19 protein-coding genes are annotated in these 20,322 nt (G+C 55.1%); 1 reads left to right on the plus strand and 18 read right to left on the minus strand.

The window, feature by feature from the left end; all coding sequences use genetic code 11:
- From ML541_RS18370 to ML541_RS18420, 11 genes are all read right to left on the minus strand, one after another.
- Positions 1 to 2,432, minus strand: a 2,432-nt coding sequence (locus tag ML541_RS18370) for a CxxxxCH/CxxCH domain-containing protein (RefSeq protein WP_243375374.1), incomplete at its 3' end; no start/stop codon positions are given.
- 326 nt (positions 2,433 to 2,758) lie between these two features.
- The gene (gene hypE / locus ML541_RS18375) at positions 2,759 to 3,769 is read right to left on the minus strand and encodes a hydrogenase expression/formation protein HypE (RefSeq protein ID WP_243375376.1); all 1,011 of its coding nucleotides are present in this window, start codon (positions 3,767 to 3,769) and stop codon (positions 2,759 to 2,761) included.
- A 54-nt stretch (positions 3,770 to 3,823) separates the two neighbouring features.
- Positions 3,824 to 4,915, minus strand: a complete 1,092-nt coding sequence (gene hypD, locus ML541_RS18380; protein ID WP_243375378.1) for a hydrogenase formation protein HypD — start codon at positions 4,913 to 4,915, stop codon at positions 3,824 to 3,826.
- Complete coding sequence (locus ML541_RS18385) at positions 4,912 to 5,142, minus strand: HypC/HybG/HupF family hydrogenase formation chaperone (RefSeq protein WP_243375381.1); 231 nt, start codon at positions 5,140 to 5,142, stop codon at positions 4,912 to 4,914. Before ML541_RS18385 ends, hypD begins: the two co-directional genes overlap by 4 nt.
- A 34-nt stretch (positions 5,143 to 5,176) precedes the next feature.
- The gene (gene hypF, locus ML541_RS18390) at positions 5,177 to 7,414 is read right to left on the minus strand and encodes a carbamoyltransferase HypF (RefSeq protein WP_243375383.1); all 2,238 of its coding nucleotides are present in this window, start codon (positions 7,412 to 7,414) and stop codon (positions 5,177 to 5,179) included.
- Between the two features lie 63 nt (positions 7,415 to 7,477).
- Positions 7,478 to 8,218 (minus strand): hydrogenase nickel incorporation protein HypB, encoded by a 741-nt coding sequence (gene hypB, locus ML541_RS18395; RefSeq protein WP_243375386.1) that lies wholly within the window; start codon positions 8,216 to 8,218, stop codon positions 7,478 to 7,480.
- Between the two features lies 1 nt (position 8,219).
- On the minus strand, positions 8,220 to 8,549 hold the full coding sequence (locus tag ML541_RS18400; RefSeq protein WP_243375388.1) for a hydrogenase maturation nickel metallochaperone HypA: 330 nt from the start codon (positions 8,547 to 8,549) through the stop codon (positions 8,220 to 8,222).
- 26 nt (positions 8,550 to 8,575) lie between these two features.
- On the minus strand, positions 8,576 to 9,064 hold the full coding sequence (locus ML541_RS18405) for a HyaD/HybD family hydrogenase maturation endopeptidase (protein WP_243375390.1): 489 nt from the start codon (positions 9,062 to 9,064) through the stop codon (positions 8,576 to 8,578).
- Complete coding sequence (cybH, locus tag ML541_RS18410) at positions 9,064 to 9,726, minus strand: Ni/Fe-hydrogenase, b-type cytochrome subunit (protein WP_243375393.1); 663 nt, start codon at positions 9,724 to 9,726, stop codon at positions 9,064 to 9,066. The genes ML541_RS18405 and cybH overlap by 1 nt, the downstream gene beginning before the upstream one ends.
- Before the next feature lie 10 nt (positions 9,727 to 9,736).
- Complete coding sequence (locus ML541_RS18415; RefSeq protein ID WP_243375396.1) at positions 9,737 to 11,437, minus strand: nickel-dependent hydrogenase large subunit; 1,701 nt, start codon at positions 11,435 to 11,437, stop codon at positions 9,737 to 9,739.
- A complete protein-coding gene (locus ML541_RS18420; protein ID WP_243375399.1) occupies positions 11,434 to 12,564 on the minus strand; it encodes a hydrogenase small subunit in 1,131 nt (376 codons plus the stop codon). Before ML541_RS18420 ends, ML541_RS18415 begins: the two co-directional genes overlap by 4 nt.
- A 449-nt stretch (positions 12,565 to 13,013) precedes the next feature.
- Here ML541_RS18420 and ML541_RS18425 point away from each other — a divergent pair, with 449 nt between their 5' ends.
- Positions 13,014 to 13,622 carry a DUF4410 domain-containing protein gene (locus ML541_RS18425; RefSeq protein WP_243375403.1) on the plus strand — a complete coding sequence of 203 codons (609 nt, stop codon included), beginning with the start codon at positions 13,014 to 13,016 and terminating at the stop codon, positions 13,620 to 13,622.
- 30 nt (positions 13,623 to 13,652) lie between these two features.
- On the opposite strand, the gene ML541_RS18430 is transcribed toward ML541_RS18425, so the two are convergent.
- From ML541_RS18430 to ML541_RS18460, 7 genes are all read right to left on the minus strand, one after another.
- A complete protein-coding gene (locus tag ML541_RS18430; RefSeq protein ID WP_243375407.1) occupies positions 13,653 to 14,789 on the minus strand; it encodes a radical SAM protein in 1,137 nt (378 codons plus the stop codon).
- A gap of 663 nt (positions 14,790 to 15,452) precedes the next feature.
- A complete protein-coding gene (locus ML541_RS18435) occupies positions 15,453 to 16,034 on the minus strand; it encodes a hypothetical protein (RefSeq protein ID WP_243375411.1) in 582 nt (193 codons plus the stop codon).
- A 188-nt stretch (positions 16,035 to 16,222) separates the two neighbouring features.
- Positions 16,223 to 16,588: a hypothetical protein gene (locus ML541_RS18440; RefSeq protein WP_243375413.1), complete on the minus strand. Its 366-nt coding sequence runs from the start codon at positions 16,586 to 16,588 to the stop codon at positions 16,223 to 16,225.
- Between the two features lie 287 nt (positions 16,589 to 16,875).
- Complete coding sequence (locus ML541_RS18445) at positions 16,876 to 17,814, minus strand: transposase (RefSeq protein WP_243375415.1); 939 nt, start codon at positions 17,812 to 17,814, stop codon at positions 16,876 to 16,878.
- A gap of 170 nt (positions 17,815 to 17,984) precedes the next feature.
- Positions 17,985 to 18,584, minus strand: a complete 600-nt coding sequence (locus ML541_RS18450) for a hypothetical protein (RefSeq protein WP_243375418.1) — start codon at positions 18,582 to 18,584, stop codon at positions 17,985 to 17,987.
- Between the two features lies 1 nt (position 18,585).
- A complete protein-coding gene (locus ML541_RS18455) occupies positions 18,586 to 19,107 on the minus strand; it encodes a hypothetical protein (protein ID WP_243375423.1) in 522 nt (173 codons plus the stop codon).
- A 63-nt stretch (positions 19,108 to 19,170) separates the two neighbouring features.
- On the minus strand, positions 19,171 to 20,109 hold the full coding sequence (locus tag ML541_RS18460) for a transposase (protein ID WP_243375425.1): 939 nt from the start codon (positions 20,107 to 20,109) through the stop codon (positions 19,171 to 19,173).
- Positions 20,110 to 20,322 lie beyond the last annotated feature (213 nt).

Here is a 20,322-nt window from a genome sequence, read left to right on the forward strand (position 1 = left end):
TTGCCGGTATCCTGGGTCGGCAGGTGCTTGGTGTGGCTGTTTACGCCAACAGCATCGGGGGTCGGCATACCGCTGGTGTTGCCGGTGGAGCCGTGGCAGCCGTTACAACCGAGGGTGGTGCCGCTGGCCCAGGCGGGCAGGGTGGTTACCGGTCCTTGGCCCTTACCGTTGCTATGGCAGTAGAAGGTGGAACAGGTCTTGTTGTTGCCAGCGTAGAGACCGGAGTAGTTGACCATGCCGTTCACGTGGAGAGTACTGTTGGTAATGGAACGGTTGTTGGCAGTATTGTTCGTCGGAGCATGGCAGGTACTACAGATGAAGACCCCACCTTGGGCGGTGTTATTCAAGTGGGCATTGTGGGCGCCGCTCAATTTTGTTGCTGCGGTGACCTCATTGCCGTGGCAGCCGGTACAGTCGCCAGGCATGGCGATGCCTCCCCATGTGGGTGCAGAAGCTGCACCACTGTGGCAATAGGTGGCTGAACAGGTACCAAAGCCGTTACCCGGCGTATTGGGCGATTGGCTATAGGTGCCGGAACCGGCCACGCCGCTGAAGACGACATCGATGTTATAGTCGGCATGCTTGGCTGTGTCCTTGCCTGCCCCACTATGACAAACCGCGCAGTCGTACCCCTTGCTAACGTGTGTGCTGTGGTTGGCATTGGAAGGCGGATTGCCGTGACACTGGGCGGTACCACAACCCTGTGGATCAAAAGCAGGATCATCCCATTTCGGAGGAACAGTAGATGTATAGACTGCCGAGGAAGCATCGGCGGTTTGAACGGTGCTGTGGCAGTAGAGAGAACAGGTGCCGTAGCTGAGGGCTGCCGACGACTGGTTGGCAAAAGTCTTGTAGGTCGCATTGGCCTGCAGCTTGGATGCAGGATTCAGCTTCGTCACCACATTGCCATTGACATGGGCATTGTCGGTCGGGAGAGTACCATGGCAGTCGATACAGGCTATGCCCATATTGCCTGCGGCAGTGCCGGTATGGCGGACGTGCTGGCCGGATGTGGGGGGCGTTGTCTGGCTGACTCCATGGCAGGCACCACAAGCCTTGGCAGTGGCACCGGAAGTCCAGGAGGGGACTGTGAGGGAGCCGTTGCTGCCGGCGTAACCACCGTGGCAATAGAGATTGGAACATGTATTGTTGTTACCTGGTGCCATGGTAACAGTGGTTCCCAGATATTTTGCGTTGCTGCTGTAAGGAGCATAGGGGGTCTTGACGGCAAAGCTGCCGCCATTGAATGTGCCCTTGAATCCGGAGATGGTGCCGCCGTTGATGTTGAAGCCGAATTCAACCGATTCGTTACCCATGGGGTTCTGGGTGTAGCCCTGGTGACAGGTCTCACAGGTCATACCCCGGCCATTGACGTGGGTATCATGGGCACCCGCACCCGAGGTGAGAATGCCGGTTGCCGGTGAGGCCAGGCCGTCGGTGCCGAGGCTGGCATTGATGGGAGGATAGCCGTGGCAGGTATTACAAGATGCACCGAAGGATTTGTTGTGGGCATGACAGGAAGTACAGTCAGTCAGATTGGCATTCTTGTGATTGAGGTCACCAGTTGTCTGGTTGTATTTATGGACGGCCGTCTGGGTATGGCAGACCTCGCAAATGCGCAGGGATGTGCTGTGGCCGCCGGCGTCGTTGCCGAAAGCGGTGATGTTCTTAAATGTAACAGGCTTATCCACTGTCGTACCAATAGAGGCTGGTATCGAACTTACTACCCTTTTGATATTGGTGGTGGTGCGGGTATGACAGGTCGAACAGGTAAACTCGCCATACTGACCGCCGGCAACACCCCAGCCGCTGGCAGGCCAGTATTTGGTACTGAGGTTGGTACTGTTGTGCAGCAGTGGATTGGAATAGGGGGTGTAGCTGATGGTCACTTCATCAACATAGATGTTCGCGGTTTGCGTGCCGCCACCAGTTCCGGACTGGGCCGTCATGGTGATGATGACCTGATCCACATCCTGTGCGAGAGTGACAGGAACCAATCCGTTCCGGACAGTCCAGGTGTGGGCGCCTAAATTACCAGTAGAGAGAATATTTGCTGTGGAGCCATCCACATAGTGGAGAGCCACGGTAACGGTATTGCCGGTGCCAGACCCTGCACCGACGAAAACCAGTTGCGAATATAACGATGCGGTGTTGATGACCGATCCGGCAGGGATGGAAAGCGCCTGACTGGCGGTACCACTGATTAGCGCACCTTTCACTACCGTGGCCAACCTTGCTGATCCGGAACCGTCTGCAGTTCTAGTACTCGTGTCAAATGTAGCGGTACTGAAGGTCCAACTGGCACTATTGGGAAATGTGCCATTGGGAACGGTCGCACCCCAGGCGCTGCCTACCATGAACAGTAGCAGTCCCAGGAGCGCGAGCTGTTGCCCGATGAACCAGCGGGCCTTAACTGCTCTATGCATTACCATCTTCGCTCCTCCTTCATTTTTTAATGTAAGTATGCTAATTAGACGTTGATACGTTAAAAAACGGCTTTTTGGCTAATTCACTATAAAACTGGAACGCTGAAAAGGACATCCAACCCCATGGCTCTAGGAATGGCCAAAATGCGACACTGGGCTACAGCACAAAAAATGCCAACATTAGCAAAAAACAAAAAAAACTGCCGAAACGGCAGCTTTGCGAAGGCTAAAATAGCTTGGTTTTATATATTTTAATGAAATACGTCGGCACCCTGATGAACAGTAGAACCGTTAACGCGTACCGAAATGGAGTGCACTCTATGGAAGAATCGTCAGCAGATCCTCGGCAGTTGCTCGCCGGCAAGCATCTCCACGGCGCGCATTCCGCCAACGACCGTCTCCATTGTCACCCGCCCCTCATTTTTGTCGGTTACCTCGCCGATGACGGCACTCTCCCTGCCCAATGGATGGTTGCGCACCCGTTCCAGCACCCTTTCTGCCGCCTCCGGGGCAACCACCGCCAGGAGCTTTCCTTCGTTGGCGACATAGAGCGGATCGAGCCCAAGAATGGCACAGACCGCACCCACTTCCCGGCTGACAGGCAGCTGGTCCTCCCGGATGGCAATCCCTAATTTGGACTGAAGGGCGATTTCCTTCAGGGTCGTCGCCACCCCTCCGCGGGTCGGGTCGCGCAGCACATGGATAGCATCCCCCTCCTTCAGCAGCTCCGCCACAAGATCGTTGAGGGGCGCGGAATCGCTGGTCACATCGCTACTGAGCTCCAGGCCCTCCCGCGCTGCAAGGACCGCAATGCCGTGATCGCCGATGGTGCCGTTGATAATGACCCGGTCGCCGGGGCGCGCCCCGGATCCACAAATAGTCAGGCCATGGTCGAGAACGCCCACACCCGAGGTGGTGATGAATATGCGGTCAGCCTTCCCCCGAGGCACCACCTTGGTGTCGCCGGTGACGATGGCGACCCCCGCCGCATCAGCCGCCCTGCGCATGGCCGTAAGGATTCGGGCGAGATCGTCGCGGCTGAAGCCTTCCTCCAGGATCAACCCCGTGCTGAGATATAGGGGCCGTGCCCCCATCATGGCGAGATCGTTGACCGTGCCGTTTACCGCCAGATCGCCGATGCTGCCACCCGGGAAAAAGGGCGGATCGACCACGTAGCAGTCGGTGGTAAAGGCCAGCCTTCCCCCGACCGGGTCGAGGACAGCTGCGTCGTCCCTGCCGGCCTGAGAAATGCCTGAAAGGGTAGGAACCACCAGTTCGTCGAGCAGCTGGTGGGACAGTGCCCCGCCGCTGCCATGGCCCAACAGGATCAAGTCGTGAGGCATGGTTTCTCCAGGGTGTTTTTCTGAGATTTCGTTTCACCGGGAAAGGCAGTTTTCCTACCGTCCGTATTTGAAAGCCGCCGCGCAGGTACCTTCCGACGAAACCATGCACGCCCCCACGGGCGATTCGGGTGTGCAGGCAACCGCAAAGAGCGGGCAGTCGAAGGGGGTGATTTTCCCCCTGAGGATGTCGCCGCAGCGGCATCCGGGGTGCTCCCGCGGCTCTTCAGCCGTCACTGGAAGAGCCCGTTCGGCATCGTAGCAGGCATAGCGCTCGTTGATTGCCAGGCCGCTCCCCGGGATGGCGCCGATTCCGCGCCAGGTGGCATTGCAGGGGACGAAGACCCGTTCGAGAACCTCCCGGGCTTTCCGGTTGCCGTCCCATTGCACGACGCGACTGTACTCGTTTTCCACAAGGCTCTCACCTTCGACCACCTGGCGGACAAGCATTTCCACCCCGCGCATGATGTCGGCCGGCTCGAAGCCGGTGATGACGCAGGGAACGCCATGCCCTTCCGCGAGTGAGCGGTAGGCCGCGCCGCCGATGATTGCACTCACGTGGGCGGGGCAGAGATAGCCGTCGATTGCCGTCTCGGGGTCGGCGGAAAGGAGCTGCATGGGGATGGGGATCGTTTTGTGGGCCGCCAGGACGAAGTAGTTGCCCACCTTCTTTTCCTCGGCGGCAAGGATGCTCCCGGCAACCGTGGGAGCGGTCGTTTCGAATCCGATGCCGAGGAAAATCACCCGCTTACCGGGATTTTTCATGGCCAGCGCGACCGCATCCAGCGATGAATAGACTATCCTCACGTCGGCCCCCTGGGCCCGCTCGGCCATGAGCGAAGACGAAGAGCCGGGAACGCGCATCATGTCGCCGAAGGTGGCGACGATAGTCTCGGGAAGGCGGCAATAGGCCACGGCGCGGTCTATATATTCATTCGGAGTGACGCAGACCGGGCAGCCGGGACCGGAAATGAGCCGGACCCCGGGGGGCAGGAGTGAGCGGATACCGTACTGGTAGATAGCCATGGTATGAGTGCCGCAGACCTCCATGAAGGTCATGGTCCTGCCGGCGCGGTCTGCCAGGTGTCCGATCCGGTCGGCAAGCCCCTGGACCAACTCCCGGTCGCGATATTCGTCCCGGTAATTCATGCCATGCTCCCCGGAAGAAAGGCTTCCCGCATCAGGGCTAGGGTTTCCCGGGCCTCCGCCTCATGGAGCCTGGAGATGGCAAAACCGGCATGGACGATAACGTAATCCCCCACCCGCACCTCTTCGTCGAGCAGGAGCAGGCTCGCGTCGCGCCGCACCCCATCCATTTCCGCAATGGCATCACTACCGTCAACGCTTATGATCCGCATCGGTACACCGAGACACATTATTCCTCCCCTTTGCTGTCTCTGCATTATCCTGTTATACCAAGTGCTGTCCCGCGACCACCGCCTGTCCCAATGCCAGCCCTCCGTCGTTGGGGGGCACGAGCCGATGGGTGAATACCTGAAAGCCGTGCCTGGCAAGACGCGCCACTACATCCTCGGCAAGCAGGCGGTTCTGGAAAACGCCTCCCGACAGAACCACCCTGGCAAGGCCGGTCCTTTGCCGGATCCGGCCGCACATTTCTGCCGTGGCCGCCGCGATGGTGGTGTGAAAGGCACCGGCTATCTCTGCCCTGGGCCTTCCTGCCGACAGTTCTTCGACGATAGCCCTAATCATCGGAGTAAAGTTGAGCGCGTCGTCATCCATGACAAAGGGATACGGTGAGCTATCGCCGTAACCCTCGGCAAGCCCTTCCAGCTCCATGGCCGCCTGCCCCTCATAGGTGATCCGTTGGCGCAGGCCGAGTATGGAGGCTACCGCATCGAAGAGGCGGCCGCAGCTGGAAGTCGGCGGGGAGTTGATGCCCCGCTCCAGCATCCTGAGAAACAGCTCCCGGTCCGATTCCTGCACTTCCCTGCAGCAGGCGAGGGGAAGGTCGAAGGCCTCCGTGCCGAAAAGGGAATAGAGGCAGCTTAATGCCATCCGGTACGGCTCGCGCACCGCCGCGTCCCCCCCCGGCAGGGGAAGGTTCCGAAAATGAGCGGCCCGCTCGAAACCACGGTAGTCCCCCAGGAGAAACTCCCCTCCCCAGATGGTACCGTCGGTGCCGTAGCCGGTGCCGTCGAAAACCACGCCGAGCACCTCCCCTTCCAGGCCGTTTTCCGCCATGCACGAGGCCATGTGGGCGTGGTGATGTTGTACTCCGATGCGGGGGAGGGGCGCAAAATTCCCGGCGTAACGGGTCGACAGGTAGTCGGGATGGAGATCGTGGGCAACCCCGGCCGGCTCGATGTCCAGGATCGCCTTCAGGTGCGCAGCCGTCTCCTCCAGAGATGCAAGCGTCTCGACATTCTTAAGGTCGCCGATGTGTTGGCTGAGACAGGCCTGGTCCCCAGCCGTCAAGCAGACGGCGGCCTTCAGTTCCCCCCCTACTGCCAGGATACTGGTCTGACTGAAAGGGAGGCGGATACTGCGCGGCACGTAGCCCCGGGAGCGGCGAAGGACGAGGGGGCCCCCCTGGAAAACCCGGACAACCGAATCGTCGATGCGCGTATGGATGCCGCGGTCGTGGGTGAGAAAACAATCAGCGATGTCTCCCAGGCGTGCCAACGCATCTGCCTCCCGGTAGGCAATGGGCTCATCCGAGACGTTGCCGCTGGTCATGACCAGGGCGGAAAAGTTATCTGCCAGGAGGAGATGATGGAGCGGAGAGGAAGGGAGCATCACTCCCAGATAACCGTTGGCCGGAGCGATGAGTAGGGAGAGCCCGCTCCCCTCACGCTTGCGCAGGAGAACGATAGGGCGCTCCGCCCCTCCGAGCAGCCGCTGTTCCGATTCGTCGGCAAAGGCAATGCCGTCAATAGCCTCAGGATCGGGAACCATCAAGGCGAATGGCTTTTCATCCCGCTTTTTCCGCCGGCGCAGCCGCCGCACTGCCCGGTCGTTACACGCATCCACCGCCAGGTGATAACCGCCGATACCCTTAATGGCGAGGATTCTCCCCTCTCGGAGCAGACGGACCGCCTGCGCGAGTGGATCTTCGTTCCCGATGCCGTCTCCCAAGAGCCGAAGCCGCGGACCGCAGACAGGACAGGCGATGGGCTGGGCATGGAAACGACGGTTCCCCGGCGTTTCGTATTCCTCACGGCACCTGTCACAGAGAGGAAAGCCGGCCATGGTGGTGAACGGCCGGTCGTAGGGAACGCCGGTAACGATGGAATACCGGGGACCACAGTTGGTGCAGGTGATGAAGGGATAGCGGTAGCGGCGGTCGGCGGGATCGAACAGCTCCCTGAGGCAATCGGGGCAGACGTCGCTGTCGGGGGCTATCTGTACCGGCCCCTCGCCATGACCGCTGGGAAGGATCACGAACCCGGCTTCCCTCCGGGGTTCCATGGCGAAGGCCTGCAGCCGGGCGATGGCCGCCAGGGGAGGAGCTTCCTCCTCGATCTTTTTCAGAAAGCGCGAAATTACCGCCTCGTCCCCCTCCACTTCGGCAACGACGCCGGCGGTCGTATTTCTCACCCACCCGCTCACCCCATTAGCCGTGGCAAGGCGATAGAGAAAGGGGCGGAAGCCCACCCCCTGCACAATCCCCGCTATTTCCACTCTCATCCGTTGAATGGGATACTCCGGAAGCCCGTGCGGCATGTCCCGAAGCCGCCGGGCAGGAAGATCTCAGGAAGCGGCAGACAGCCGCTCAGTGAGCCAGCAGTACCAGGCATCCATCCCCTGCCCCGTTCGCGCCGAGACTTCAAAAATGGTCATGGCCGGGTTCACCCGCTGCGCCATCTCCCGGCACTGCGCCACGTCGAATCCCAGGTGGGGAAGGAGGTCGATCTTGTTGAGGAGCATGATATCGGCAGCATGGAATATCCCCGGATACTTGAGCGGCTTGTCCTCCCCCTCGGTGACGCTTAGCACCACCACCTTGTGGTGCTCCCCCAGATCGAAGGTTGCCGGGCAGACCAGGTTGCCGACGTTTTCCACGAAAAGGATATCTATCCCGGAGAGGTCGAGCTGTTCCGCCGCGTGCCCCACCATATGGGCGTCCAGGTGACAGCCGGTGCCGGTATTGATCTGCACCACCGATGCACCGGTGGCGGCGATCCTTACCGCGTCCCGGTCGGTTTGCTGGTCTCCTTCGATGACCGCCAGACCCATTTCACCCGAAAGATCCGCCAAGGTCCGTTCCAGGAGCGTCGTCTTCCCCGAGCCGGGAGAACTGACCAGGTTCAGGGCGAATACTCCCCGCTTCCGGAAAAGCGACCGGTTCTCCGCCGCCAGGCGATCATTCTTGGCGAGGATGTCGGTCTCCACGGCGATTTTCTGCCCAGAGGAACCATGGAGGTATTCATGCCGATGATGGCCGTGATCGTGGTGGTGATCCTCCCCTGAACAGCCGCAGGTCATACACATGCTACGCCACCTCCAGTTCTTTTACCCGCAGTTCCCGGCCGGCAAGCAGCTCCACCCCGTAACCGCCACAGGAGGGACAGGGATCGAACAGGGCAGCGACCATGAATTCCTTGCCGCAGTCACATCGGCCCTGCCCGGCAACCCGCTCGATGCGCAGCTGTGCCCCATCCAGGAGCGTTCCTCTGGTACAGGCGTCAAAGCAAAATTCGACAGCTTCCGGCACCACCCCGGACAAATCGCCGATTTCCAGGGTGACCGCGGTTACCGCCCGTCCCAGGGCTGCCTGCTCGCAAATTTCAACCGCATTCAGGGTTATGGCCATTTCGTGCATCTAGATGCCGCCTCCCTGCCTGAAAGTTAAGGGGTGGAGGTACCATGCAGCGGCCCTGCCCCCCATCGCTCCAGTTCACCTACCACATGCGCTGCAAGTCGGTCCAGCTCACCGGCAACGGCAGGAGACAGCTCCAGCCCCAGGCCGAGCTTTTCCGGCTGTACCCCCCAGAGGACCATCTCTTCGGGTGCAAAACCCTGGAGGCCAGCCACGGCAAGGAGATCCTTCAGCCCCACCTGGTGGGGGGACACCTTCGTTTCCAGGGCCATGGGAATCTGGTCCCCCGTAAAGCGGACAACGGTCCCCGGAATACCTCCGGTCTCCACCGCATCGACCACCAACAGCCTGGTCACCCCCTCCAGCTTCGGCAGCAAATCTAGCCCGAGGGTGCCCCCATCCACAAGGGTGACGCCGACGGGAAAGCGATGGGTAGCCGCCAGTCTCTGAACGACCCTGACGCCGATCCCGTCGTCGGACATGATCAGATTGCCTATGCCCAGCACCAGTATGGACACTAGTCCTTCATCCTGACGGCCTTGTAGCCGCTGAATATGCTCGACATTACTCCCCCCCGCTCCTTCACGTCCATGAGCCAGGAACTGTAGACGTGGTGGATGACAAAGCCGATCAGGAGCCACATTCCCAGGTGGTGAGTCAGCCGCATCCCTTGGGGGGAAAACAGGACGAACAGCCAGCCGGTAAGTTTATGCATTACTGACTGGGGAGCCCTCTGGCCGTAGAGGGCAAATCCGGTCAGAATCATGACGAAGTAGAGCATGAAGACCACCAGGTACGTCGTCCCGGCCAGGGTGTTGTGACCCACGGCATTGGGCACCCTCTTGCTCATGAAGAGATAGTACTTCAAGGTGTCAAGCATCCGTTGCCGTCCTTCCCGGGTAACGAAGGGGACGTATTCACGCCAGGATGCATAGCGGTTCCCCATGAACGCCCAGTAGATACGGCTTGTCACGCTGATGGTGAATGCATAGGCGGCGACGAAGTGAACGAAGCGGACCCATCCCATGACGTACTGGGAGGGGCTGTCGGCCAGGGTTTCCGGCGCACCTATGTACCCGCCGGTGACGGATAGAACGGCAATGGCAAGGAAATTCACCCAGTGGGTCACCCGCACCGGGATTTCCCAGACATACTTTTTGTAGAGACCACCTTCAGCCATGATGCGCCTCCTAGCGTACGGCGACCTTGAGGGTCTCGTTGCCCCGGGCATCCAGGAGATGCACCGCACAGGCGAGACACGGGTCGAAGGAGTGGATGATACGCAGAATCTCCAGCGGCTTGCCGGGATCCGCCAGGGGCGTACCGATCAGTGCCGCCTCGTAAGGGCCGCGAACTCCCTTGGCATCCCGGGGGGACGCGTTCCAGGTGGAGGGGACAACAGCCTGGTAGTTGAGGATCTTCTGGTCCCTGATCCTGATCCAATGCCCCAGCGCACCACGGGGAGCTTCGTGCATTCCGTAGCCTGAGGCCTCGGCAGGCCAGCGATCCGGGTCCCATTTTTCACCGTTATGGATCGCATAATCCCCTTTGCCGATGTTGTCCATGAGCTGGTCGTTCCACTTCGGCATTTCCCGAGCGATGAGCAGACAATCGATGCCACGGGCGGCGGTCCTTCCCAGAGTGGAAAAGAGGGCCTCGGGGCCGACGCTTAGTTTGCCCAGTACCCCGTTTACCGCATCCTGCACGGGTTTATGGCCTGCAGCGTAGGCTACCAACAGCCTCGCCAGGGGGCCGACCTCCATGGGCTGATCCTCATAACGAGGGGCCTTGACCCAGGAGTATTTCCCACTGGTATCCAGGTGCTGGAAAGGGGGCTTGGGACCGGAATATTTTCCCTCCGACTCCCCTTCCCAGGGGTGTAGCCCCTTGCCGGCACCGCCGGAATACTCGTACCAGGAGTGGTCCACATACTCAGTCACCTTGCGGTGGTCCACCGGCAAAGCCTTGCCGAGATCCCGGTTGAGAACCACACCGGCAGGAAGCCAGGGCTGTCCGCCCCCCTGCTGGGGAAATTCCCCGAAGGAAAGGAAGTTTCCCACGCCACCACCGATGCCGGCCCACTCCTTATAGAATGAGGCGACCGCCAGGAGGTCCGGGATATAGACCTTCTCCACGAATTCTCCGGCCTTGGTCAGCAGCCGTTTGATTTCGGCCAGTTTGTCGGCGTTGAGGGCATTCTGGGAATCGGGGTCGATGGGAATGGCCATGCCACCCACCAGGAACGTCTGGGGGTGGGGATTCTTGCTCCCAAGGATGGCGTGGATCTTGATGACATCCTTTTGCCACTCCAGGGCTTCCAGGTAATGGGCCGTCGCCATGAGATTCGCCTCGGGAGGGAGCTTGTAGGCGGGGTGCCCCCAGTAGGCATTGGCGAAGGGACCGAGCCGGCCTTTTGCAACGAATGCCTTGACTTTATCCTGCACTTCTTTGAAGTAGGTGGGGGAATTCAGCGGCCAGTCCGAGATGGATGCAGCAAGGGCAGCCGTCTTTGCCGGATCGGCAGTGAGCCCCGAAGTAATATCCACCCAGTCGAGGGCGTGCAAGTGGTAGAAATGAATGACATGGTCCTGGACGTTCTGGATGCCGATGATGATATTCCTGATCAGCTCGGCATTGGAGGGAATGGCTATCTTCAGGGCATTTTCCACCGCCCTGATCGAAGCGATCGAATGGACTGTGGTGCAGACTCCGCAGAATCGCTGGGTGACGTACCAGGCATCGCGCGGATCACGTCCCTTGAGAATGGTCTCTATCCCCCGGAACATGGTGCTGCTGCTCCAGGCATCCGTCACCCGGCCGCCGGCTACTTCCGCCTCGATGCGCAGGTGCCCCTCTATGCGGGTAATGGGATCTACGACAATCTTCGTCATCGGTCAGTATCCTCCTGAGCCCCTTCGGATTTATCCCCGTGCCGGAAAGCGCTCGCTATGCCGTGGACGCCGAAAGCCACGGCCGTTGTCACCGCCAGACCAAGACCGATCTTGTCGGCGGTGCTTTCTATGCCGAAACCCGGGACCTGGGGCAGACGCCTGTAGAACGGAGCCATGGCGTCCCAGAACTGGGGTTCTGAGCAGCCGACGCAGCCGTGGCCGGCGCCGACCGGCCAGCTGGTTTTCTCGTTATACCTCTGGGTAGGACAGTTATGGTAGGTCTCAGGCCCCTTGCATCCCATGTGATAGAGGCAATGTCCCTTCCGATGGGCCTCATCCCCCCACTGCTCCACATATTGCCCCGCATCGAAGTGGGGACGGCGCTCGCAGTTGTCGTGAATGCGTTTGCCGTAGGCGAAGAGCGGACGGCCATGGCTGTCGACGGCGGGAAGCTTGCCGAAAACCAGGAAATGGACGATGGTCGCCGTCAAGTTGTCCGCATTGAGGGGACAGCCGGGGAGGTTGATGACCGTGGCTCCCGGGACCGCCTCCTTTATCCCCACTGCACCTGTGGGGTTGGGGGCGGCAGCGGGGAGCCCGCCGAAGGAAGCACAGGTACCCACGGCAACCGTGGCCATGGCATTGCCGCATACCTGGCGGGCAGTGTCCAGTGCCGTCCTGCCGGCAACGCAGCAGTAGACCCCGCCGTCCCTCAGTGGAATCGAGCCTTCCACTACGGCGATGTATTTTCCTTTCTGCTCCTTGACCACCTTGGCGAGCGCCTCTTCCGCCTGATGGCCTGCCGCCGCCATGATCGTTTCATGGTAATCCACCGAGAGGATGTCGAGGACGATCTCGGCAACGGTCGGGTTGGCAGCTCTGAGGAGCGCCTCCGTGTCGGCGGCACAGTCCTGGAATTCCAGCCAGACCAGGGTGGGACGCTTGATGTCGTCCAGCGCTTGCGCTACGCGCGGTACGAAGGTAGCCGGGAGAGCGAGTGCGGCCGACACCGCCGTGCAGAATTTCATGAAATCCCGGCGCGACACCCCCCTCTCCGCAAGAAGCCGTGGCAAGTCCAGCAGCTGTTCGGCTCCGTCGGCTGTTTCTTCATCACTTCGCTTACCCATTTGGCACCTCCTTGTCATCGTACGACTGACAATCCATGTGCGAATCCAGCCCCAGCAGGTTGCCGCAGCCCGGCAAGTCGCCTGGGCCAAGGAATACAGGTGGAAAGTTCCCGGTAAAAAGCTGTTTTAATTATATTCGGCATCACATTAAATGCAACCGGCAAAAATTAGAGGGTAATCACCTATCGGAATTTCCTTCAGCTCATCTCATAGACTACCGAGGATTTGAAAGCAGCAAATGACCCAGATGCGGTCACATGTCCCGCCGATGGAAATACTGTGCTGCGACATATCCGCTATATGTGATTCTCTGTCTTGCACTGCTTAAGGATGGCTGATATAGTCAGTGCCGTCTCTGGCAGAGGTATAACCCTAGTGCATGAACTGCAACGGCTGGCATCGGAGTACATTTCAATGAGCAGCAACATCATCCGGAAAAAGGAGATATTATGAAAAAATTCCACCTTCCCCTCTTGCTGGCAGCTCTTTTACTGTTGACTGCAGGGGTGGCATTTTCTGCCGACACCCTGCCCAAGCCTGACAAATTCGATGAGGAAGAGATACTGACCGGCGAGCGCCTGGCAAAATACGATCACGTTGTGGTGAAGGATTTCACCCTGGACGGCGCCGAACTAATCAATATGGATGAAGATGAAAAAAAGCTCTTCGAGGAAGGCAAGAAGGGAATAGTCAAGGCACTCACTGAAAGCATCGTCAAAAACCTGAAGGATAAGACGAAGTTCAAGAGCGTAGAGGCAAACAAATCCGCCAAGGGCAAGACGCTGCTGCTTAAGGGGAAGTTCTACCAGTTTAACGGCGGTATAGGTGCAGCCAAGTTCTTCCTCGGCTTCATGGCCCCCAAAAGCGGCAAGACCAATATCGGCATCACTGCCGAGCTGATCGAGGCATCGAGCGGCAAGGTTCTGGCTCGAATCAAGGACATCCGCGCAGGAGGGGAAGGTTCCTCCGCTGCGAGCAGGTTCATTGTCAAGGTATTCACCATTCAGGCGACCGACGAAGGGGAAGAACTCGCCGAGTTTATCGGGGAGCTCTACTGAGATCATTCCCCTGCTGAAAAAACAAACCTGCTAAAAGGGCATCCCCCGGCGCATGCGATCCTGAACGATCTCGTGGATCCGCTCGTCGGCATTGGCCGGGGTGATGTCCGACTGCCGGCAGATCTCCCGCACCTGCGCCATCCGCCCGGGGGCAACCATGTCCCCCAGGCGGAGAAAATATCCCGCCCGTTTCCCCACCTGGAACAGGACCTGCTGTTCACAGTCCATGGCGATGAATTTTCGCAAAACGCCTGCCAGCCGCTCCTGGTCCTGCGGCATGGTGCCGTCGATTTCCTGGAAGAGGTTGTAACTGTGATCACTCGTCATGCGGCTGGTGATCCCGTGCAGGTGCTCTATGAGGGTGAGGATCTCGTAGGCCAGAACCAGATCGGGCGCCCACTGGTACCGCGTTTCGCTATCCGGGAAGAGCGTGATCTTGTCGGGCAGGTGCAGCGTCCGGAAGCGGATGAAATCCGGGTTTATCCGGTTGAGGGCATCCGCCGATTCAAGGGCGTGCAGCTGCGAGAACTCGGTGCCCCCCAGGCCGATGAGGAAGTATTCGGATAGCTCGATGCCGGCAGCCTTCACCTTGAGCCCGGCAGCGATATGGGTCTCCTTGGTGACCCCCTTGCGGACCAGCTGCAGAACCGTGTCCGAAGCCGTTTCCATGCCGATGTGGATGCGGTTCAAGCCGGCAGCGGCAATTTCCTTGAGCATCCCGTCATCAATGCGCGCCACACTGTCGGAACGGGCATAGGAGGTTATGCGCTTCACCCCCGGGAATCTGGACCGGATGTGGCACAGTATTTTCAGGAGGTCTTCCGGCCGGATGACCAGGCTGTCGGCATCCTGGAGAAAGATCGACTCCATCCCGCCCTGCAGCCAGCTATATGCCGCATAAAAGGCCGGCTCCTCCCCCGGAGACAGGCCCCTCTGCAGAGCCGCAGGTGTGGTGCCCGGGTCCTGCAGCCGCGTGATGAATTTATAGACGCTGTCGATATCGTGGATGACATTTTCGACGGAGCGGATGGAAAATTTGCTTTTCTTGTAGATGGAGCAGAAGGTACAACGGTTCCAGGGGCAGTTGCGGTTGACGCGCAACAGCAGGCTGGAAGCCTCGCTGGGTGGGCGGATGGGGCCTTGTTCGAATCCGTTTTGCCGTTCCATGATCTCATCCTCTGGGAGCATTGTGCTGGGAAAGTAGTATCCTATGTAGAGTATAGGGAGAAATTAGTCAAGGCGGGATGGACTTGTGGGGGGAGGAACCGGGGTCAATTTCTGGGTAATTCCAGAGGAGGATTCACCTGGCAGTCCTTTTGTTGTGACTGTTATTCGATGCATGATGTTTTTGTGATATTTGCCTGTGTTTCTTACTTTGCCTTATCTACTTTCACAGGTTTAGCTGAAGGAGTGCCACAATAGAGACTAGAATTATTACAGCTCCAAGCATAGTGATATAGACTGGTTTAACAGAGAAAGTCAGATTCAATATTTTTACACCTTCCTCCCACTCAGGAAATTTCTGATAGAACTTAGTTAAACCTCTCGCAACTTGATTTCTAAATATAATGAACAATAATCCTAAAATTATGCCTTTTAATGGTCCAAGATCCATTTTCCCATTCCTATTTTGGTTTCTTTACAATTGTTCCTCGCTCAAAGCCAACACTAGCATCCAATAAAACGTGTAATCCCAGCTTTCCATTCATGTAGTGAAGCTTTTTTTGCTTCGGCACCAAGACTTGCCACACAATACCAAAGAAAAAAACGGGAGTTCTGGGGAGTTCTGGGGACAGTATATTTGGGGTATTTGCCCTAAGAACACTTCATCTAAAAATCAGGACAATGAAGATATTTATCGAGAGATTCCTTCCAGGCCGCCACCGAATCAAACTTTGGCATCAATTCATAGCCCGATCTGCTACCAACAAATGCGCCCATTCCATGTTGTATCATATAGCGGGGGTAGTAGATCGGCGGCCCAATGCGCTTTATTTCTTTGCACGTTTCTTTAAGCGATGCCGGCGTACCAAGGGTTTTCTCAACCGTTTGTATAAAGGTTTCATTCTTGTTTTCATCCATGGAATCAAGTACGGTCATACTGAGTACAGACACTGCCTGATGAGCGGTCGTGTCTGCAACTCTGAGGGTGTCAAAATATCCGTATACGCCGGCAAGTGCAAATAAAAACACCCCTTCCTTGTACTTGTCCTGTTCAACGCATTTGACACTTCCTGTATATAGGTCGGCAGGTGTAAGTTTATTTTCTACCTTCCCTTTCTCAATGCAGCCCACGTCATTCTTGGACTCAAGATTTCCCTCAGCTTCGTAATTTCTTATCTCGGCTGCAAGACTTCCAGTACTCGAATAAAGAGTAAGCGCGATTGCGGTAAAAACGAAAGACTTGAACATTATTCCTCCTATTGGGCCTGCACAGCGAATTTTGCCACGTCTGCGTCTACGGCCGTGTTATATCTTCTGCCTTTTCAAAATCTCCCTCATCAAGAGAGAGCCTGAGAGCAAAGACGAGGGGTCAGGTCACAACCGCCTACAATTCCGCTTTGTACAGTGTTGAGACTTGGCCCTTTATTCTTCCGCTTCTACTCCTTCTTTGTCACAAGAAAATCATTTCGATGTCTGTACGCATTGATCCCTAGGCCTAATATAAAAAGAACTGTATAAATATTAATGTAACTAGGAAATCTTTTCAGATTGGGTAATACAAGAAGTGGCGGAATAATGAATGCAAAAGAACCTGCGATACCTGCCAAACCTACAATAACGTGTGATGATTGCCATAAAAATTTTTTTATGCCATGTAATGCGCTTTCCTTTTTATCAAAATAGTATCTGGACCGAAGTAAACTTTTAAAATATAAGACGAATATACATCCCATAACAATACCGCCTACAGCAGCTAATAAGATGTATTTCATTTCATAGATGTTACTTGTTACCATTTTCATTGCTGTCCCTTAGTTGTATTCTTAGTCCAAGTTCAGCGCCTGATGCCATAGCCCCATTTAAAAGCGGGTCATCAACAACAATCGAGCTTAAACCAGCAGCCCCCCCACTAGGCCTGTAACACCAATTGTTTCATAGTTAATATCGCTAAACAATGGCTTACCTTTCGCATAATTTCCATAAATTTGTCCTGCAAGATCTCCTGAAGGGGCGCTTAAAAGGGGGCGCTTAAAAGGGTCGGGGGCGCTTAAAAGGGTCGGGGCGCTTAAAAGGGTCGCGTCTACACATTTCATAGTTTTAATTCTTTCTTCACCGCTTCCACATTGCTTTTAAGCCGCTTATCCCCTTTCAATTTCTCTGCAAACCGTCGGCTCCCCTCCGAAATTGCAGATTCCCGTACATCGAAGAGTTGCCCTATTTCTCGCAGTCTTGCTCCACTGTATCTATGGCAGAGATGTATTGCTGCCTGCCTTGCCAGCTTTTCGTTCTCTGCAAAGACTTTCTTTACCTGGCGGACAATCTCCTCCGGCTGCGGTTGCGTTGATAACTGGCGCAGTGCCGGGACATCTCTACTTACTGTCTTTTCCTGCAAGTGAGCTGTGGTGATTTCTTCTATGAATCCCGGGCTCCCAAGAAGAGATGATCCAACGGCTTCTTTTAGCGGGCTTTCGTAGTCTTCCCCAAGCATATCTTCCACAAACTGACGATACTTCTTTTGGGCATCAGCTGCTTTCTTGTCAAAGTAGCCAATGATAAAATCCATCTTCTGCCAGGCCGGTGGCGTGTGTTGGCCGATGTAGCTGTTATAGCTCGACCAGCGGTATTCTTCTGGCCGTTCGACGGCACCGGCTCTAACCGGATTCAAGTGTATATATCTTGAAAGTTCGACTGTATATTCGTCCGCCTCAACGAGTATCGCCTTGTATCTTCCCTGGAACAGGTGGCCGGCCCGTTTCCGCTTGATGTTGAAATATGTGGTGTAGGCACCGTTTATGTGGCGCATTATCTGTGACAGATTTCCGTGTGGTGTTTCCAGCAACAGGTGATAGTGGTTGTTCATCAGGCACCATACATGAATTACCGCACCATACCGTTCTGTTGCCGATTCCAGATATGAAAGAAATTTCTCCCGGTCTTTCTGACTTTTAAACACATCCTTCTGCTCGTTGCCTCTGGATGTTATGTGATAGTAGGCTCCTGGATATTCAATGCGTAATGGTCGGGCCATGGCTCTTCTCCTTTGACTGATAAAGTGCATCTACCAGATCAAAGTATAACTTGCTTTTGTGTAATTTGTAGACCTGACCCTTTTAATCTTCCTAGACCTGACCCTTTTAATCTTCCCTTTTAATCTTCCAAAATGGAAAATGGAGACGCGACCCTTTAGCTTTTCCCTGTTTACTTTACAGACCCGGGCATTCTTGCTTTTATAAAGTAGAGATAATTATGTCTATAATCAAAGATAAATAAATCAACGTCCACAGGATTTCCATTAGGAGTAGCAGCTAAGTTCCAGAACATAAACTCATAATTTGCGCCATCAAGCAAATCTTTTGGATACCAACTTAGGCTAAATGAACTTGCAAATAAATTTATCTTTGAAAGAAGGGTTTTTGTTGCGTCGTTTTGAGTAGATCCAGAAATCCAACTTCTAATCTTTAATTTAAAGTCATTGGTGCTTTGTATTTTAGGCGACCCTACCTCCATCAAGACAATAGAAATCGATCCACCTCCGTGCTCAGTTGAATATTGATAGCTATGAATGACCTTTTTCATCTGAAATTGGTCAACAAAGATTGGAGATGGAACTACGGCATAAACATTTCTCGTATCGATGCCATCCATCACAACATGTCTTGTAGACAGCTGTTGAAAATAGTTAACAGCCAAAGAAATTAACATGACTGCCAGTATCAAAGAAAAAATGACAAGATAAATCTTTAATATCGTATCTGATCCTTTCTTCCATTGGTTCCAGTAATCTTGTGGACTAATCATATTAATCCTTATTGCTGCTGTGTGGATGGCAGCTCATTGGGTTGAAAGTTTTTGGTTCTGAAGGAGCTGGTCGTCGAGTTTGCGGTACAATATTACTGCGGCTAGGCCCTGCTGGCTTGTTTGGAGCATGTGAACCACCAGGTTTTCTAAATTCTAAATCGCTTGGGAAACGCGGCGGCGCTAGAGATACTTTTCTTGTCTCAGCGGGTTTTGTTCCACTAATATTTACAGGTAACCCCACTAGATTTAGCAAACCTACACCTAGCCCAAAATGAATAGCAATACCAACTGGGTCACTTTTGCCTTCCTTACTTATTAAACCAATACCTAAATGTTTTGATATACCGAGACCAATTTCAGATGAAGCTTCTGAGGAACTGGGCAAAGAGCCCAGGCCTAAAGACAAATCTATACTTGCACCAATTAGATCACTACTTATTGTCTTTTGTTCATCTCCTGAGCTAAGTTGCCTACCATGCAAAAGTAAACTTGAACTATGAGATAAAGAAATATAGTCATTCACCGCTTTTCCGTCCGGATCAATTAAAATAACTGGGGGCGCTTAAAAGGGTCGCGTCTACACATTTCATAGTTTTAATTCTTTCTTCACCGCTTCCACATTGCTTTTAAGCCGCTTATCCCCTTTCAATTTCTCTGCAAACCGTCGGCTCCCCTCCGAAATTGCAGATTCCCGTACATTGAAGAGTTGCCCTATTTCTCGCAGTCTTGCTCCACTGTATCTATGGCAGAGATGTATTGCTGCCTGCCTTGCCAGCTTTTCGTTCTCTGCAAAGACTTTCTTTACCTGGCGGACAATCTCCTCCGGCTGCGGTTGCGTTGATAACTGGCGCAGTGCCGGGACATCTCTACTGACTGTCTTTTCCTGCAAGTGAGCTGTGGTGATTTCTTCTATGAATCCCGGGCTCCCAAGAAGAGATGATCCAACGGCTTCTTTTAGCGGGCTTTCGTAGTCTTCCCCAAGCATATCTTCCACAAACTGACGATACTTCTTTTGGGCATCAGCTGCTTTCTTGTCAAAGTAGCCAATGATAAAATCCATCTTCTGCCAGTCCGGTGGCGTGTGTTGGCCGATGTAGCTGTTATAGCTCGACCAGCGGTATTCTTCTGGCCGTTCGACGGCACCGGCTCTAACCGGATTCAAGTGTATATATCTTGAAAGTTCGACTGTATATTCGTCCGCCTCAACGAGTATCGCCTTGTATCTTCCCTGGAACAGGTGGCCGGCCCGTTTCCGCTTGATGTTGAAATATGTGGTGTAGGCACCGTTTATGTGGCGCATTATCTGTGAAAGATTTCCGTGTGGTGTTTCCAGCAACAGGTGATAGTGGTTGTTCATCAGGCACCATACATGAATTATCGCACCATACCGTTCTGTTGCCGATTCCAGATATGAAAGAAATTTCTCCCGGTCTTTCTGACTTTTAAACACATCCTTCTGCTCGTTGCCTCTGGATGTTATGTGATAGTAGGCTCCTGGATATTCAATGCGTAATGGTCGGGCCATGGCTCTTCTCCTTTGACTGATAAAGTGCATCTACCAGATCAAAGTATAACTTGCTTTTGTGTAATTTGTAGACCTGACCCTTTTAATCTTTTTGACCCTTTTAATCTTTTCAGGACTAGGTGGATTCAAATTGCAAGTGCACCACGTGAATTTTGAAAGAAGACTTCGTGTGGTGTCTGGTAGTTAAGGCTTTTTCTGGGTCGATGATTCACC

This window comes from Geotalea sp. SG265 (assembly GCF_022808985.1).
Lineage (GTDB): Bacteria > Desulfobacterota > Desulfuromonadia > Geobacterales > Geobacteraceae > Geotalea.